Source organism: Sulfurospirillum sp. E15m, assembly GCF_059415145.1.
Genome location: NZ_JCAHZS010000011.1, coordinates 1 through 18053, shown reverse-complemented (window position 1 = coordinate 18053; position 18053 = coordinate 1). Strand labels below are relative to the sequence as shown.

17 protein-coding genes are annotated in these 18053 nt (G+C 39.7%); 8 read left to right on the top strand and 9 right to left on the bottom strand.

Annotation, left to right across the window (positions count from 1 at the left end; translation table 11 throughout):
* The first annotated feature begins 48 nt into the window (after window positions 1–48).
* Window positions 49–255: a hypothetical protein gene (locus AC5SLP_RS13055; RefSeq protein WP_495255602.1), complete on the top strand. Its 207-nt coding sequence runs from the start codon at window positions 49–51 to the stop codon at window positions 253–255.
* A 29-nt stretch (window positions 256–284) separates the two neighbouring features.
* Window positions 285–1259 (top strand): HD domain-containing protein, encoded by a 975-nt coding sequence (locus AC5SLP_RS13050; protein WP_495255601.1) that lies wholly within the window; start codon window positions 285–287, stop codon window positions 1257–1259.
* A gap of 173 nt (window positions 1260–1432) precedes the next feature.
* Here AC5SLP_RS13050 and AC5SLP_RS13045 read toward each other — a convergent pair whose 3' ends face one another.
* From AC5SLP_RS13045 to AC5SLP_RS13030, 4 genes are all read right to left on the bottom strand, one after another.
* Window positions 1433–2347, bottom strand: coding sequence for a DUF234 domain-containing protein (locus AC5SLP_RS13045; protein WP_495255600.1), 915 nt, complete (start codon window positions 2345–2347; stop codon window positions 1433–1435).
* Window positions 2348–2387: 40 nt separating this feature from the next.
* On the bottom strand, window positions 2388–3095 hold the full coding sequence (locus AC5SLP_RS13040) for a pirin family protein (RefSeq protein WP_495255599.1): 708 nt from the start codon (window positions 3093–3095) through the stop codon (window positions 2388–2390).
* A 94-nt stretch (window positions 3096–3189) separates the two neighbouring features.
* Entirely contained in the window at window positions 3190–3756 is a 567-nt protein-coding gene (locus AC5SLP_RS13035; RefSeq protein ID WP_495255598.1) for a YceI family protein, read from the bottom strand.
* A gap of 41 nt (window positions 3757–3797) precedes the next feature.
* Window positions 3798–4253, bottom strand: coding sequence for a MarR family winged helix-turn-helix transcriptional regulator (locus tag AC5SLP_RS13030; RefSeq protein ID WP_495255597.1), 456 nt, complete (start codon window positions 4251–4253; stop codon window positions 3798–3800).
* Between the two features lie 137 nt (window positions 4254–4390).
* Here AC5SLP_RS13030 and AC5SLP_RS13025 point away from each other — a divergent pair, with 137 nt between their 5' ends.
* Window positions 4391–4900, top strand: a complete 510-nt coding sequence (locus tag AC5SLP_RS13025) for a hypothetical protein (RefSeq protein WP_495255596.1) — start codon at window positions 4391–4393, stop codon at window positions 4898–4900.
* A 65-nt stretch (window positions 4901–4965) separates the two neighbouring features.
* Here the strand turns inward: AC5SLP_RS13025 and selB are convergent, their stop codons facing one another.
* Genes selB through AC5SLP_RS13000 form a run of 5 tightly spaced genes read right to left on the bottom strand, consistent with a single transcriptional unit; the run spans window position 4966 to window position 11518 of the window.
* Entirely contained in the window at window positions 4966–6801 is a 1836-nt protein-coding gene (gene selB, locus AC5SLP_RS13020; protein WP_495255595.1) for a selenocysteine-specific translation elongation factor, read from the bottom strand.
* A 3-nt stretch (window positions 6802–6804) separates the two neighbouring features.
* Window positions 6805–8142, bottom strand: a complete 1338-nt coding sequence (selA, locus tag AC5SLP_RS13015; RefSeq protein WP_495255594.1) for an L-seryl-tRNA(Sec) selenium transferase — start codon at window positions 8140–8142, stop codon at window positions 6805–6807.
* A complete protein-coding gene (locus tag AC5SLP_RS13010) occupies window positions 8139–8813 on the bottom strand; it encodes a response regulator (RefSeq protein ID WP_495255593.1) in 675 nt (224 codons plus the stop codon). The genes selA and AC5SLP_RS13010 overlap by 4 nt, the downstream gene beginning before the upstream one ends.
* Complete coding sequence (locus AC5SLP_RS13005) at window positions 8794–10422, bottom strand: sensor histidine kinase (RefSeq protein WP_495255592.1); 1629 nt, start codon at window positions 10420–10422, stop codon at window positions 8794–8796. The genes AC5SLP_RS13010 and AC5SLP_RS13005 overlap by 20 nt, the downstream gene beginning before the upstream one ends.
* Window position 10423: 1 nt before the next feature.
* Window positions 10424–11518 (bottom strand): ABC transporter substrate-binding protein, encoded by a 1095-nt coding sequence (locus AC5SLP_RS13000; protein WP_495255591.1) that lies wholly within the window; start codon window positions 11516–11518, stop codon window positions 10424–10426.
* A 272-nt stretch (window positions 11519–11790) separates the two neighbouring features.
* Between AC5SLP_RS13000 and AC5SLP_RS12995 the strand changes: the two genes are divergently transcribed.
* From AC5SLP_RS12995 to fdh3B, 5 genes are all read left to right on the top strand, one after another.
* The gene (locus tag AC5SLP_RS12995; RefSeq protein ID WP_495255590.1) at window positions 11791–13470 is read left to right on the top strand and encodes a 4Fe-4S dicluster domain-containing protein; all 1680 of its coding nucleotides are present in this window, start codon (window positions 11791–11793) and stop codon (window positions 13468–13470) included.
* A complete protein-coding gene (locus AC5SLP_RS12990; RefSeq protein WP_495255589.1) occupies window positions 13470–14183 on the top strand; it encodes a TorD/DmsD family molecular chaperone in 714 nt (237 codons plus the stop codon). Before AC5SLP_RS12995 ends, AC5SLP_RS12990 begins: the two co-directional genes overlap by 1 nt.
* Before the next feature lie 193 nt (window positions 14184–14376).
* Window positions 14377–14580, top strand: a complete 204-nt coding sequence (locus AC5SLP_RS12985) for a twin-arginine translocation signal domain-containing protein (protein ID WP_495255588.1) — start codon at window positions 14377–14379, stop codon at window positions 14578–14580.
* A gap of 9 nt (window positions 14581–14589) precedes the next feature.
* On the top strand, window positions 14590–17430 hold the full coding sequence (locus AC5SLP_RS12980) for a formate dehydrogenase subunit alpha (protein WP_495255587.1): 2841 nt from the start codon (window positions 14590–14592) through the stop codon (window positions 17428–17430).
* A gap of 22 nt (window positions 17431–17452) precedes the next feature.
* Window positions 17453–18007, top strand: coding sequence for a formate dehydrogenase FDH3 subunit beta (fdh3B, locus tag AC5SLP_RS12975; RefSeq protein WP_495254148.1), 555 nt, complete (start codon window positions 17453–17455; stop codon window positions 18005–18007).
* The last annotated feature ends 46 nt before the right edge of the window (window positions 18008–18053 follow it).

The following is an 18053-nucleotide window of genomic DNA, read 5'->3' as shown; positions in this document are numbered from 1 at the left end:
GTATTGTACAATAAATTTAGTAATAATTTGTTAATACAAGGTGACGCGATGCAAGAGAATGCCGATAAAATGGCACTTATTGAAGAAATTGAAACATTGATTGAATCGGATCCAAACGCACCGATTTCTTCATTTTCGATGCTAGAATTCCTTGAACTGAGTGATTTGGTCTCCATTCGCGAAACGCTTTTGCGCTCTAAAGCCAACCGTTCGGCTGAGAATGATAAATGGTTTGACGAGCTGTGTAAAAAATAGAAAACAGTTTTACATGTAAAAGGCTTTGTATGAATAAAAAATGGGCGTATCTCAATGATATCATCGGATGCAAAATCATCGCTCTTTATACAATGAACGCATTAATTGAAATAGTGTATCAAAAAGAGGAGCATACCAGAAGCCTTACGATTAACTTTCATACTGAAGGTGGCGCGTTAGGGTATATTGAAACACTCTATTGTGATTCCATTCCGCTTCCTCCTGCAAAAATAATCCACCCTTTGAGTCACGCGTTTGAGTCGCTTTACGATTATAATCTTTATGTCCGCGAGAATGGTTGGGAGCATTATGAAGAACTTGAATTTATCACTGACCAAGGTTCTTTCTTACTCTTTTTTGAGAGCGATGAGACTCAAAAAGTACATGCAAAAATGGAAAAAAACAGAGCGCCTAGCTTGCCTTTACATGTAAAACAAAAAGCCACTCTGCCTCAAGAGCTTTTTAGTGTCGATGATTTCAAAGCGCATTTGGCATTTGCCTTACAGGCGCACGGTGAGCAAAAAACACCGCATGGGCTTCCTTATAGTATGCATCTTCTGAGTGTCGCGAGCGAAGTTATCAATGCGCTTTATATGGAACCACTGAGTTATGATGAAAACAATGTCGCCATTGCATGTGCTCTCTTGCATGATGTCAATGAAGACACACCCACTAAAATCACCTGTGAAACTGCGTTGGTTGGTCATGTTGAAGTGATAGTCAAAGGCGTTGCGGCACTCACAAAAGACAAGACGTTGCCTTCCAAAGAAGCACAAATGCAAGACTCAATAGCGCGCCTTAAAAAACGCCAAAACTGTGTTGTTATGGTAAAACTTGCGGATAGAATTACCAACTTAGGCGCTCCTCCAGCACACTGGGATGTAACAAAAAAACGTGCGTACCTTCATGAAGCGCGTTTCATTTTAAACGAATTGGGTTATGCTCATCGATACCTTGCAAACAAATTGGCTGAGAAGATAAACGCGTACGAAATTTACATGTAAATGTTTCTGTGGAATTAAAAATGCTTAGTCCATCCCAAAAAATAAAGGATGAACGATGCGTGTATGGATTGCTTATTTTAGATATACCCCCGAATTTATCGCACTTGTTGCAACGTGTATTGTCTTAGCGCAATAACAATTTGGGCAGTATAAGGGAGCAAAAACGTTTTATTTTAGTACTTTTTCCCACTACAAGGAATGACCTCTTTTTCTCCAATATCTTCGACTAAAGGCTTGAAGCTTTTGAGTGTAAAAAGTTTGAGTGTATCGCTTTTGAGTGCTTTAAGCTCAGAGCTAAAACCATTTTTGCTGAAAAGAACGAACATATCTGCTTCAAGCTCTGCGAGTGCACATTTCTCTTTCAGGCGTGTGAGTTCCGTTTTTTTCATTTTCGTGTTGGTGTACTTGCACGTACCTACGATGCGTTTATTCGATTTTGTTTTAGCCACAAGGTCGATTTGCGTGTTTTTATCCCAATAACCGCCTATCTCGACGATAGCATCGTGTGGCATGCTTTGTTTTAAGAGCGCATAAGAGAGTTTCTCAAAAATGAAATCGCTAAAGCCTTGTTCACGGTTTGTAAATGCTTTGATAACTTCACTAAAATCGCCCTCTTTAATAGTTTTATAGTAAGGTGAAACAAAAGCAAACCAAAAGCGCATAAAAGGACTGAGATAGCTTAATTTATCGGAGTTGTCATCTTCTTCTCTTAACGGACGTTCGATGGAATATTCAGTACATACCAGCTCACTTTTTAACAGAGCATTCAATGCTTCATCGCCTTCTTCACGGCTTAAACGCGCTCTTTTATACGATGAAAAAATACGTCCATCTCCCGTAGCACACGCGCTGAGTAATGCATGCGAGAGTTTATTGCTGTGTGTAAGTTTGGTAATGTCGGTGTGAATATAGGTGTAGTTCTTTAAAATCTTCGTTTCGATAAGCTCTAAAAGAGGTTTTGTCGTATCGATATTCCAACTCGTACCGCCAAAAACGCTGAAATACTCGATAGCAGTCTCAAGGTCATTCAGGTTATTTTGGCGGTAAAACGAGCGAAATTGTTGTAAAAGGGTAGGGTGATGTGACATAAAAAAATACCTTTGATTGTTTTATGTCATTATACAAGAATTATTGCATCGGCACGTCAAAGAGCAAAACCCATGCAGGACTTAATGCTTTAAATTCGTAAGCATCTTCCTTGGTGATTTGAACTTCATCCCGCGCTTCTAAAGTAACTCCACCGATTTCTATGCTGCCTTCCACGACGAATAGCAGTTTACCGTGATGGTTGATTGAAGAGCCAACCGTAAGACTTTTACCCGCTTCTACTTTTGCGGAGTAGATAAATGCATCTTGCTTAATGCTAATCGAATGGTCTCTGCCATCGGGTGAGATGAGTGTCGCCCATTGGTTGGTTTGGTTGATGTCTCTAAAATCACGTTGGTCGTATAGGGGGTCTCCGCCTTTTTGATTGGGAATAATCCAGATTTGAAACAAAGCAGCGGTTTCTTCTTTTGAAGCAAATTCAGAGTGTAAGACACCGTTTCCTGCACTCATGTATTGAATTTCGCCGGCATGAACCGCCCCTTCATTGCCAAAAGAATCTTTGTGTAAAAGGGTTCCTTGGGTGACGATGGAGATAATTTCCATATCGCGGTGTGGGTGCATTCCAAAGCCTTGTGCTTTTTCAATGATGTCATCATTGATGACACGTAACGCACCAAACCCCATACGTTCTTTGTTGTAATATTCCGCAAACGAAAAACTAAAATGACTGTGAAGCCAACCATGCTCTGCTACACCTCTTTGATTGGCTTTATGAATAATGAATGACATGATTGACTCCTTTACATGTAATCTTGCATGCACTGAGCACACTTCAATTTTTTTGTCGTGTGCCCTGCATGGTATCTGACAAGATTGTCAGAAATTATTTTTGTAAAATTCCCTCTAATGCTACGTCCAATTTGACCTCTTCACCGACGACAACACCACCGGTTTCGAGTGCTGCATTCCAAGTGATTCCAAAATCACTTCGTTTGATTTTGCCTGTAAGTTCCATACCGACACGTTTGTTGCCGTAAGGGTCTGTCGCCATACCGCCATTTTCAAAATTAAGTACAACAGGTTTTGTAACCCCTTTCATCGTAAGCTTACCGTACGCTTTGTCATCTTTGATGGAATCAAGTGTAAACGTAATGGTTGGATACTTCGCAACATCAAACAACTCTGCTGAACGTAAATGGTTGTCTCTTTTTTCAATACCGGTGTTAATCGATGCCGCGTCAATCGTGCCTGTTAAAGATTTCAGTGTTTTAGTTGCTTCATCGTACTCAAACGCACCATTAAATTTTGTGAAATTTCCTTTTACTGTTGAAATCATGGCATGTTTGACACTAAAATCAGCACTGGAATGTGCGGGATCAACAGTATAGTTTCCAGCAAATAGGGCAGTTCCTGCCAACAAAGAGGTTGCGAGTAACGTTTTGATTTTCATAGGGTTTCCTTTATACTAATTAGTAATATTTGTGCAAAAAATTATTGTGCTTTTTGCAATTTTCGTACAAGGTCATACAACATGACCAACTCTTCGTCACTCAACACTTCAAAATAGCTTTTCAGATTTTGCGCATGCGCTCCAAACATTCCACCGATGAGTTTTTTCCCTTCTTCGGTGATGCTGAGCATTCGCACACGGCTGTCTTCTGGCATAGGAAGCGTATCGACGAGCCCATCTCGTTTAAGATTTCGAACGACTACCGTAACGTTGCCGGGTGTACTCATAATGAGTTTTGTAATCGCACCTATTTGCAAATCGCCACGATGGTAAAGCACTTCTAGTACCTCAAACTGATTCATGGTTAAGCCGCACTCGTTGATGTATTTCAACTCTTTGGCACGGATTTTTTGGAATGCTCGTAGGATTTGAATCCATGTCTGCATACTCTTATCAGTGCGCTCACCATAACTTTTAACGTCAGTTCTAAGTTTCATCTTTTTGTACCTCTGGCGAAATTATATTACTAATTAGTAATAATGTCAAGAGCAAACAATTTTTTTGATAAAAACTACCGATAATACGTTTAAATTGTACTATAATTGCGCCGCTAAAAGCCTATATCGGAGAAAATATGGTATCCAAATCTTCACAAAACAGTGAACCAGAACCCAAACGCAAGCTGACTCAACACTTAGAATCCAATGTCGAAAGCTTTTTACTGAAGCTTTTAAATATCGCCCGCTATATTTTTATCGTAATGATGATTGTCTATTTGGGGGAATGCTTTATCAGTTTAGCCTATAAGATGATTGCCTTTACGATTACGCAAGGCGCACTTGATTTTCAATCGATTAAGATTATTTTGACCGATGGGTTGTTTATCTTAATCGTTTTAGCAATCGTCAAAACGCTGTTTATTCAAGATGGGTTTGATTATGCGGTAACGTTTCTTGAAATATCGTTTGTCGTGTTGGTGCGAAAGCTCATCTTACTAGAAACCGACCCTACTGAAACATTGCTGTTATTGGTGTTGGGTATTACATCGGCACTCTTTTTCATTTTAATTGTCTATATCAAAGGGATGAAGCATAAATGGGAGAGAGAAAAATGCGAAAAGTGCATTAAAGCCGAAGTAAAGTAGCCTTTAGAAGAGTCAAAAATTCTGAGAGAGGTTTTACATGTAAAACCTCTTTTGCTTGAAAACCTTTAAACAAAGACTCTTCGATTGTCCTCTTTTTTAATATCCTCGAAATTATCAAGGTAATCAAGATAGGCGACTAAGTATTTTCGACTCATATCGAAATGCTCTTTAAACGATTTGATGTCAATACCGTTTTCTTTGCGCATAATTTCTCTAATGTGTGCCATCATTGCACTTAAGGCAATGGTTGTAACGAAAAGATTGTGTTCTAAGCGAACCACTTTTTTAGCACGTGTTAGATTTTTGAGTGCTTCATCTCCCATTTTTCGGTCAATGTCTAACTCATCATAGAGATTGTAAGGTGCGTCTGGCGTAAATTCTGCTTTGAGCAGGGTCTCATAGACTTTATCTTCGATAAGTGTTTCGATGTTGTCGATATCGATTTGAGCATTTTTATAGACGCCACCCACAAAATCCAACATGCCTTCATCGCACAATTTTTGCAAGACATGTTCAACCAACGCGACACTGGCCCATTTGAGTTTCAGCGAAATGGAGTTTGCAGAAAGAAGCGCATACGCATTTTTGGTATAAATGGCTTTGATGATTGCCTCAAGTTCATGTTGAATAAACATCGGATAGAGCACTAAGCCTTTTTCATCGACAAAAATATTTTCCATGTCATTGGCAATGCTAATGGCTTCATCATGATTGAGTCCGAAGCGTTGATTGGAGGAGATAAGTCCAAACCCATGCTTATGCATTTCCACTAAAAGCGTAAACGCACTCTTATAATCTTTACTCTCAAGCGCTTTTAACAGTTCCAGTTTGACTCTTTTTTTCATAGGGTCATTGATAGGATTTACAATGTGTCCGCCACCAATCGTTCGACCACTCGTACAGATAATAAACGGTTCGCCATACACTAAAAAGAGTTTATGACTAAATTGCAGTTTGGCAAATCCTCTCTCTAGGGTTGATTCGCTTTCATAAAATAAAATACGTGCTTCTACCTGTTTGGTTCCAACAAAAAGATTGACTTTGCTGTTGTGTTTGAGCGTGTGACCGCCAATACTCTCAAGCCAAACATCGGCAACATCAAACCCTCTGATAAACCCTTTTTTACAAAGGAGCAACCCTTTCTCAAACGAGGCTTTTTGCGCGCTTTGGATATTAATAGCGGTACGTTGGGATGAAAATGCTTCCGTCACATCTTGGTCATGCACTTGAAGGTTACGAATGGTAAATTCTTTATCGATTTCAGGAGCCAACAGCTTTTCGCCAACTTTGATGCTCCCATCCAGTACGGTTCCTGTGACAACCGTTCCTGCGCCCGCAATTGAGAACGAACGGTCTACATAATAACGAAACAGACCATTGCTTTTTTTAGGAATGTAAGGCAAAGCATACAGTGCCTCTTGAAGCGTTTTGATGCTCTCAGGTTCATAGATGCTCACAGGCATAATGCCAATGAGATGAAGGTTGTGAAGCGTTTTAAAATGCTCTTTTACTTCCCATTCGCGCTGTTCTATCAGCTCTTTGGAAGCGAGGTCTTTTTTGGTTAAGGCAACGATGACATTGTTTACATGTAAAAGATTTAAAATTTCTAAATGCTCTTTGGTTTGAGGCATCATGCCTTCAAGTGCGTCCACGACCACTAAACTCGCATCAAAACCAAAAGCGCCTGATATCATGTTCTTGAGCAGTTTTTCGTGTCCTGGAACATCGATAAACGCTACATTGGTTGTTTCATTGTGCATGCTTGAAAAACTAAGATTGATAGTAATGCCACGGCGTTTTTCTTCTTCGAGCGTGTCGCCTTCAAAACCCGTCAGAGCGGTAATGAGCGCTGTTTTTCCATGATCGACATGTCCGGCGGTTCCTACGATAATGTAATGCATTGGTTATTTTCCTACAATTGTCTCTATAATATGAATGAGTTTCTCTTCCACACTGGGAAGAATGGTTCTAAAGTCCAGTAAAAATTGGTCATTTTCAATACGACCTATCACGTGATTTTCACGGAATTGGCGCTCTAGCGACGTTGCTTTGCCTTTTACATGTAAAGCGATGGTCGGGAAGCGTCGGTTGGGAAGTGTGCCGCCACCCATATACGTATCGCTCTTAACAATATCGCAGTATTTCGCACCCACGTGTTTTTTCACCTGTTTAGCACGCTCTTCAAGTTCTTCAGTCGTTCTAAACAAAAGCCAAAGTGTTGGAATCTCTTCGTAATTTTCTTGCAGATACGCTTTAATACTCTCTTCTAAGAGGCTGAGCGTAATTTTATCCACGCGAAGCATCCGTAAAAGTTGGTTCTTTTTCAGTTTGGCTATCAAATCGGCGCGCCCTGCAATAATGCCCGCTTGCACACTACCAAAGAGCTTGTCTCCGCTAAAACTAATGAGTGAAGGCTGACATGCTAAAATCTCATGCAGCGAGTGTTCACGATTGCCTAGATTGTAGGGAAGTTTGGGTATAAATCCGCTGCCTAAATCGTAATAGTCTAAAAGATTGTTATTGGAAGCGAGCTGTTTAATGCTCTCATACGCAACATCTTCACTAAAGCCTTCAATGGAGAAGTTGGATTGGTGTACTTTCATAAGCATCACGGTATTTTCATGAATGGCTTCGACGTAATCGGCTAGTTTTGTTTTGTTCGTCGCACCCACTTCGCACAAAAGAGCGCCACTGTGTTTCATCACTTCAGGAATGCGAAAACTCCCACCAATTTCAACGAGTTCGCCTCGTGAGACGACGACTTCTTTATTTTTGGCAAAGGTGTTGAGAATGAGAAAGACCGCAGAAGCGTTATTATTCACGACTAAAACATCTTCCACGTTGAGTAACTCTTTGAGATGACTGCTCACATGCTCATAACGCTCTCCGCGACTGCCTAATTCTAAATTGTATTCGAGATTAGAATAGTTGCAAATAACATCGCTGGCACGCTCTAACAAAGTTTTTGAAATAAGGCTTCGTCCCATATTGGTATGCAAGATAACACCTGTGGCATTAATAAGCGGTACTAAAGAAGGCTCTAAAAGTTTGGTGTACGCCTCTTTAATAGAGCGCATCAAAGTCTCTTCATCAAAACTTTCGATTTTGCGTTCGATGAGGTTTTGACGTAACTCCTCAATTTTTTGGCGTGCAACATGAATCAGCAAATGCTCACTTAAGCCTTGTAGTAAAGGATGTGTTAGACATTTATCGACTTTGGGTATGCTTCGAAGTAAATTCATGCTTCCTCCGGTAAGGGGAGTTTGGTCTCATCAAAAAGGTATTTTTTGTTTTGAATTTTCGTTAAGATACCTTGGTCACTGAGTTGTTTAAAGAGCTTAATGACGGTTGGCTTACTCACATCGACTTGCTCCATGATCTCACTATAAGAGTAGTTAAGCATATTGTCGTTGTCTAAATTTTTGATAATAAAACGAATAATCTCCACTTGCTTACTATCGGTCACGGCTGAAATGGTCTTGATGATATTGTAGGAGCGCTCAATCTCTTTGGCTTGAATTTTAGGCCAAAGAACATCGTGTAAGGAGTTGAGTAACTCTTTAATATTTACGGGTTTAATGATGTAGTTATCGACATGTAATTTAATGGCATCTAAAAGGTATTCGGTATCGCTAAATGCCGTTGTAACGATAGAGGGAAGTTCTAATTCTAAGTCATACTTTACAGTGCGTAAAAAATCAAGACCGTTGCTGTATTTGAGATGAATATCCACGATGATAACATCAATTTTTTCAGTTTTAATGATTTCTAATGCATCATCAATGCTTTGCACCGGATAGATTTTTTTCACAAAATCTTCTAATACTGAAGTGGTATGTTTGAGCAGATCTGCCTCATCTTCAATGTATAAAATACTAAAACTGCCTAAGAGTTCAAAATTGCGCTTCTTCATCGTCTCCCTCTGTTATCTCAAGTATCTTTTTGGGTATTTCAATTGTAAACATAGAGCATGCGAAAAATGTTTTGGTACTTAGTTTATGGCGAATATTTTTACATGTAATTTTTCCATGCATGTGTTTTTCGACCATTTGTTTTGACATGTAAAGCCCGATTCCCGTACCAACACTCTTGTGTTTTGTCGTAAAATAGGGGTCAAACACTTTGGGTATTATATCATTTTTTATACCACCGCCATTGTCGATGACATTGACAAAAACGCTCTCTTCATTTTGTTTGGCAATGATATGAATAATCTTTTGAGGCAGGTCGGTTTTTGTGGCTAACACATCTTTAGAATTGCCAATCATATTTAAAAGAACATGAATAAGCTCATTTTTAAAGCCAAAGACCTCTAAGTCATCTTTCACAAAAATTTTGAGAGTAATCTCTTCTTTTTCCAACTGATATTTGGAAAGATCAACCGCTTTTTGAATCACATCTTTAATCAGAAACGATTTTTTGCTTTTATTGGGGTTAAAGAAGGTGCGAAAGTCTTCTAAGGTATCGGACATGCTTTGTGAAAGAACTTGAGCGTCTTTAACACGAGAACTCACAAATTCTTCGCTAAGCTTTTGCGCGTGAAACTTACTCTCAAAGCTTTGAATAATCATCATAATCGAACCAAGCGGCTGTCGCCATTGATGCGCAATGTTTTGAAGCATCTCACCTAAGCTTGCAAGGCGGGCTTGTTGGAACATGATGTTATCTTTTTTGCGGCTATTCTCGACCTCTTTTTTGATACGAATTTCCAGTGAATCGTTGAGGTTACGAAGCTCTTTGGTTTTAATCAAAATATTTTCTTCTAAATAATTATGCAGATTTTTAAAGTGGTTGATAATGATGAAAAGCACCATCGTGATAAAGAAAAAAATCATACCAATCAGTAAAATAAGCATATAGGTACTCGTTTGAAAGAGACTGTCATTGACTTGTTTTTCCGTGATGGACTGCTTTAAATGGCTGGTAATGAGGCTTGAAAGATAGATATTCAGCGAATTGGCAGAGAGCATAATATCATCAATCATGACCGCTGCTTCTTGGTTTTTGTTGTACTTTAGAAGGTCTAGCATGATGTCAATTTGTGCGTCGATATGCTCCATTTTAAGACTGATTTTCTCAACAATGCCTTTTTGAAAAAGTGTCTTTTCCGGGATGGATGGAGTTACGAGAAAAAGACTGAGCCAACGGCTGGCATAATAAGGAAGCCCACCAATGTGCTGGCTAGCCTCTATTTGATAACTTTTCCATTGCTTATGAATGATTTGTTGTGACAGAAAGACCACTTCAATTGCATCGTTGTTACTGATTTGATGGTCTTTAATATCGCTGAGCGTTTCCGTGATATTCACGCGGTACATATCTTTAATCTCTTCAAGATCGACTTGTGGCTGCGTATGCTTTTGAAAGAGTGTTTCATAGTCATATTTAAGAGCAAAGATGGAGACAAACATTAAAAACCCGATGGTGATGGTACCACTTAAAATAATAAAAATCAGAATTTTGGTTTTGTTCGTAAATTTAATGGTTTCTAATTTTTGGTTGATAAATTGAAAGAACGTCATCTTAATGCTCGTACTTTTCAATAATTTCAAATTTACCGTTCTGATAGGTGGAGAGGTAGACTTGATTGAGAAGTTGTGCGTTACGGTATTTTAGAGGAATGTTATCTAAGGTATTTATAGGTAATGATTTTATGGCGTCTAAAAAAGCGGTGCGCGTAATAGGCCCTACGATAGATTTAAGCGCAATAACCGTCGCTTTGGCTGCTAAAAAAGATTCATACGAGACCAGAGAGGGTTTCTCTTCGGGATAGTAAAAGGCTAAGAGTTTGAGATATTCTACTGCTTCTTTGGAATAAACATCATCGTATGAAGGAATGGTTTGTGAAAAAAGAATGTTCTCTCCATTCCCATGCAATTCATTCATGAGCGCATCGGCATTGACAAATGAGATGGGAGAAAAAATAACTTTGGAAGCCCCTGCTTCTTTCATCTTCTCAATAAACCGTGCAGTTGGTTTATAGGCTCCCACTAAAATAATAGCCTCCGGTTTCGCAGAAGCAATTTCGTGAATGGCATGACGAATGGAGAGCGTGTTGCGTTTATAGGTTCCCTCGGCAATTAAATGTAAGTTACGCTTGGCAAGTGCTTGGGAAAGGGCGATATACCCTTCTTCTCCATAGTCATCGTTTTGGTAAAAAATGGCAAAACGCGTGACGTTCTTCACGGAGCTTAAATACTCGACCAAAGCATCGACCTCTTCGGCATACGAGCTTCTAAAATTGACAATATTGTCAGCATCTTCGTTACGCAAAAAGGTTGCGCCCGTATAGGGTGCGATAAAAGGGATATTACTTTGCATAATAATCGGTAAAACACGTTTGACAGTGGGGGTTCCTACAAAACCAAAGAGCGCAAAAACATCGTCTTTCGTCAGAAGCGTAAATGTGTTGCTCAGTGTATTTTCTGGTTCATATTTATCGTCATATTGGATGAGTTCAATTTTTTTACCTTGGATGCCGCCTCTGGCATTGGTATGACTGAAATAGGTATTTGCCCCAACAACAACATCTTTACCCAAATGGCTATTGATACCACTAAGCGGAAGTGACGTGCCAAGCAGGATACTTTTTTTATCGGGGGATTGGTAATTAAGCATGAAAATTCCCGTAAACAACAAGATTGTTGTGATAAATAAAAGAATGATCAGGAAATTTTTATTGACCAATTTTGAACCTCAAAAATAGTTGATGAACTTATTATATCTTGATGTAGTTTAATCTGAACCAAATTGATAGAATCCCTTAATTACGTTATATATAATTTTATATAATGCAACTATTTAAAGATAATCTTTGTCTTGTTAAGATCGATTTAAACCAAATCATTTTACAATTCGGTAAACTAACATTTACCAACTTGGAAGTTGCAATGCAAAAAGAGTATGTTTTTTTCGACAAAATAGGTTTAGATTTTCCATTGAGCGATGAAATTGAAATAGTCAAAGCTCCAACAACAGGAGATTATATCGTCTCAAATGATCCAGATGCTGATGCGGTTATTTATGCACCTGAGATTAATTTTTACCTCCAATCCTCCCTTGATCCCATTGCACGCAAAATGAGCAATGTTTTGAAATTATATGCTATCCGCGCGGTTGGATTTGATTTCGCTCAAGATATTGATTATGCGCAAGAAGTCGGTAAAAAGTTATTGATTGTCACCGATGATGCCGAACACGAATCTCTCAAAGAAGAACTAAGCCGTGATGGATATGCCGTTATTGTCCTTTCTCCTTCGATGATTTTAGATATTGATGGCCATATTGGAGCATTACATGTAACGCTGAAAAAAGAGGGCGAACTCTTTGATGTCGAGTGCGATCAAATTATCTGGTGGAATGCGCCGCAATTTGCTACTAAACAGAGCGGAACATACGATCCTTCGCTTTTAGGGCTTGAAGGAGCACTCGCAAAACTAAGAATGAACACAGGTGAGTATCGTTACAAAAATTATATAAATTATGACAGTTCTATTTGCCAATACCATGAGCGCCGTGAAGAGATTTGCGGTAAATGCGCGGAAGTGTGTCCTACGGTTGCGATTTTAAAAGAAGATGAGAGCAAACACCTGGTCTTTTCACATATTGATTGTCATGGATGCGGTGGTTGTGTGAGCGTTTGCCCAAGTGGAGCATTAGATTATACTCAGATGCCACGTATTGCTTTTACGCATGTGAGCGCTTATTTTAAAGGCTCCATTCCTCTCATTATTCCGCATAAAATGGATTTGAGTTTGATTGATATTTCGCTTCGTGAAAATGTGCTTCCTTTAATGATTGAAGGTGAAAAGTATTTGCATGAAGCGCATTTGATGAATTTGCTCCAAACCAGTGGCAACCCTATCATTTTCTATACCGATTTTATCTCTAAAGGTACGGGTGATGTTATTCGCATCATCAATGAAATTTTTGAAAAAAAATACCATAAAAAAGCCATTTATGTGTGTGAAGATAGCCAAGAGTTGGCTTCCATTTTTGAAACGTTGCAGGCAATTCCTGAGTGCATTTACGGTATCAATGAAGAAGGTCTTCGTAAACGTGAAATTTTTTCCGCTCGTTTAGCGCATCTTGTCGGCGATGAGGATTTAGGCGTTGTCAAAACGGGTGAGCATGTACATTATGGCGATGTTGTGATTAACGAAGACAACTGTACGTTATGCCTTAGCTGTGTAGGGGCTTGTAATGTAAGAGCCTTGACTGCGCATCCAGAAGATAACTCCCTTCGTTTTAATGCTTCCATTTGTACAAACTGTGGTTATTGCGAAGTGACCTGTCCTGAAAAAGAGTGTTTGAGTGTTGTCAAGGATGAAATCAGCTTAAAACCAAGTTGGTTCTCACAACGTATCATGGCAAAAGATGAATTGTTTGCATGCAGTGAATGTGGAAAAGAGTTTGCGACTGTCAAATCCATTCAAAAGATTGCGGCAATTATGACACCGCTTTTTGGCGAGGATGACGTCAAAATTAAAACGCTGTATTGCTGTGCAGATTGTAAACCAAAAGTGATGTTTAAAGCACATATGGAAAACAACCCAAAAGGAATTTTATAATGGATAAAACAGCCATTAATAAAGCAAGGTCAGTCTATTATGGACTCTTTGCTTCGTTACTTACAGGGATGGAGCGTGAAAATCAGCTTGAACCCATTATGCAAACCATCGCTTTATTACTTGAAAATCCTGTAGATGAGTACAGCCATAAAGCATTGGAAAATATGTACATGATGTTAAAAGATGGTGGGCTAGAAGCACTTAAAGAAGAGAATGACAAAGTCTTCTTTAACCCTTACGAAGGCTTTATTCCTGTGACAGCATCGTACTATGATGAAGACAGAGATGATGGGAAAAAGCGCCTTGAAATGGTCAATTATGTTTTAAGTTCAAAGTTTAGACGTGATACCGAAAAATTTAAAGAGCTTGAAGACCATATTGGTTTTATTCTTCTTTTTATGCAAAAGCTCATTGATGAAGAGGCTCAAGGCGATGCTATGGCTCAAGACCTTTCTCATAAAGTATTTACCACTGTTTTAAATGAGTTCGTTGATGAATTTATCGTGAATTTGCACCATCATGTTAATAGTTGTTTTTACGAAGAACTCGCCGTTGTACTACAAGTGTTTATGGACCTTGAGAGACTTTACTTAGGCGTGAGTAAGCCTGTGAAAGAGGCAAGAGCACGTATCGTGGTGCATCAAAACAAAGAACGTAAAGAGATTACTCCACGGGGTAAACGCAATATTGATGAATTAACATCGGGGTTATAAGTCGCTTTTTTTTCGGAATAGATATGCATAAAATGCATATCTATAGTGTTCTAATAAGAGTAAACCACGGCTTTTTGAGAGGTAAAATATGCATTTTTTGCATAATACTATGTAAAAAGAGAGTGTTGAAAAAAGAGTGCTTTTTTGAACACTCTCTTTGAGGATCAAAGAGAAATTCTGCAGGAGGAATGCCGTGCAAGATGAAAGAAGGAGTTTTCTAAAAAAAACTCTCGGAACTGGGGCTGTTGTAGCCGCCGTTGGCGTTAGCGCGATTGCTAGCGACAAAGGAGGACATACAGCAGGGTCAAATGGTGTTGTCATAGGGAAATCCAAAAAGAAAGAGATTCTCTATAAAAAGACAGCGAATTGGGAAGCGTATTATCGCGCAGCAGAGTAAGGAGAAAGCATGAGTAAAGAGATACTTCGTGAAGTCTCTTCGAAAATGGGAAGACGAAGTTTCCTTAAGATGGCAGCGGTTGGAGCGAGTTTTGGGGCAAGCAGTGTGTTTGCATCCAGTGACTCAATCAGACCAGCGACCGAAGAGGAAGTCAAAAATCCATTCCCAGGATCAAAGAGAGTTAAAACAATATGCAGTATATGTTCTGCAGGATGCGGAATTATCGCAGAAGTACACAATGGTGTATGGGTTCGTCAAGATGTTGCTCAAGACCACCCTATTAGTGAAGGAAGCCATTGTTGTAAAGGTATTGACCAAATTGATTTAGTAAAAAGTACACAACGTATTAAACATCCAATGAAAAAAGTGGATGGAAAATGGGTTAAGATCAGTTGGGATCAAGCGGTAAATGAGATTTCAGAAAAAATGCTAAAAATCAGAGCTGAGAATGGTCCAGATGCGACAATGTTCTTGGGGTCTGCTAAATTTAACTTGCAACAATCTTACTATTTTAGAAAGTTTGCTGCCATGTGGGGAACGAATAATATCGATCACGTAGCACGAATTTGACATAGCGCAACAGTCGCCGGTGTGGCGAATACATGGGGTTATGGCGCAATGACAAATCACTTTGGTGATATTGTCGGTCATTCTAAGGCTATTTTAGTTATCGGTGCAAACTCTGCTGTTGCTAATCCTATCGGCTTTAAACATATGTTACAAGCCAAAGATCGCAATAACGCACAACTTATCGTTGTTGATCCTGTTTATACCAGAAGTGCTGCAAAAGCAGATCACTATTTGCGTATCAGGACAGGTACAGACATCGCTTTTGTTTACGGACTTTTACATCTAATCTTTAAAAACGGATGGGAAGATAAAAAATTCCTTGAAGAACGTGTTTATGGTATGGATGAAGTACGTAAAGAAGCAACCAAATGGACACCAGAAGTGACATCGGATGTTACAGGCATTCCTGCTGATCAAATCATTCAAATTGCAACACTTTTGGCAAAAACAAAACCAGCAACCGTTGTATGGGCGCTTGGAATTACCCAACACTCTATTGGTAGTTCAAATACCAGAATCCTTCCAATCCTTCAACTTGCTCTTGGTAACATGGGTAAAAAAGGTGGCGGATGTAACATCATTCGTGGACATGATAACGTTCAAGGCTCCACCGATATGTGTAACCTTGCAGATTCTCTCTCCGGTTACTACGGACTTGCCGATGGTTCATGGAAATACTTTGCAAAATCGTGGGGTGTGGACTATGAATGGCTGAAAGGTCGCTTTTTTGCCAAAGAGTGGATGAACGCCAAAGGTTTTTCACTCGCTAAGTGGTGGCAAGGTGTTCTTCAAGAGGAAAAAACCTACTCTTCAAGCCCAATCCGTGCGGTTTGGATTCAAGGTACGGGAATCACCTCTATGTCGCAACAAGCCAAAATTCAAGAAGCGCTTAATAAGCTTGACTTAATCGTTATTGCTGAGCCATTTGTGAACGAAGCTGCTGTTCTAACAAGCAGAAAAGACGGTATCTATATTTTACCTGTATGTACACAATTTGAAACAGAAGGTATTGTTACCGCGACCAATAGAAGTGCACAATGGAGAAGTAAAGTCGTTGAGCCTCTTTATGAGAGCAAAGCCGACCATGAAGTCATGTTTGAGTTTGCTAAGAAATTTGGTTTCTACGATCAATTTGTCCAAGGTATGAAGATGGATGTCAAAGATCGTCAATTGGTCGAAGTGAAAAAAGATTTTGTTTGGCCAGATGATGCGACCAATGAAATTGCACGTACGATTAAAACGATTGGTCTTGGTGGATGGACCGCAAAACGTCTACGTAAACACCAAGAAAATTGGCATATGTTTGATCCATTGACGCTAGAAGGTAAAGGCGAGATGAAAGGCCAGTATTACGGACTTCCGTGGCCATCATGGGATGAAAAACATCCAGGTTCACCAATCCTTTACGATGTTGAAACGCCAGTCTCTGAAGGCGGTATGGGCTTTAGAAATCGTTTCGGTTTAGAGCACAATGGCGTGAGTCAATTGGCAGAAAAATCTGTTACGGTGAAAGGCTCACACGTGGAGGGTGGATACCCAGAAATCACCAAAGACAATATCGAAAAAGTACTTGGTATTACGCTTAGTGAAGAAGAAAAAGCGGTCATGGGTGCAAACTGGAAAGTCGATCACAGCGGTCTTATTCAAGAAAAATGTCGTGAAAAAGGCGTAGCACCGTATGGTAACGCTAAAGCACGTACAATCGTTTGGGAATTCCCTGATCCTGTTCCAATGCACAGAGAGCCAATTCACTCTTCTCGTTGGGATTTAGTCCAAAAGTATCCAACCTATGAAGACCAAAAAAATAACTTCAGGGTTGAAACGAAATACAAATCCGAACAGCAAAAACAAGATTGGTCTAAAGAGTTTCCAACCATGATGGTAACCATGAGGGTTGTCAATCTTTCAGGGGCTGGAATGTTAGAGCGAACCAGTAAGTATCTCTCCCATATTACACCAGAGATGTTTGCCAATATTCACCCTGATTTAGCGTTACAACACGGTATTAAAGATGGTGATATGATGTGGTTACATGCGCCACAAGGCACGAAAATTAAAGTCAAAGCACATCATAACCGAAGTGTGACGCCTGATCGTGTTGCGATGCCGTATAACTTTGCAGGTATTTTCCAAGGTACCGACTTAAGTGCCAATTATCCAGAAGGTACGAAACCGTATGCGATTGGCGAAAGTTCCAATACGATTGTCAATTATGGTTTTGATATTATCACACAAATTTCAGAGTTCAACGCAGGTCTATGCCGCGTCGAGAAAGCATAGGGGGTGTGGAATGAATAACGAAATGTCACGAATGAAATTTTACTGTGATGATCACCGTTGTATTGAGTGCTTTGCGTGTTCGGTTGCGTGTTCAGAAGCCCATGAACTACCCGTAGGGATTAGTCGTCGTAAAGTCATTACCTTGCATGATGGTGTTGAAGGTAAAGAGATCTCAACATCGATTGCATGTATGCATTGTACCGATGCTCCTTGCGAGCAAGTCTGTCCCGTGGATTGTTTCTATATCAGAGAAGACGGCATCGTGCTTCATGATAAAAACAAATGTATCGGATGTGGGTACTGCTTATATGCATGCCCATTCGGAGCTCCACAGTTTCCACGCGATGGTGCTTTTGGTATTAAAGGTGTTATGGATAAATGTACGATGTGCGCAGGCGGACCATTAGAGACGAACTCTCATGAAGAGAGAGAATTGTATGGGCAAAATCGTATCGCTGAAGGTAAAGTACCTATGTGTGCGGCAGTATGTTCCACTAATGCTTTATTGGTGGGAGATGCTGAGAGTGTTTCTGCAATCTATCGTAAGCGTGTTGTATCTAGAGGCAGAGGTGCATAAAGGAGTGCTTATGAAACGAATTACAGTACTCCTTGGTAGCCTTAGC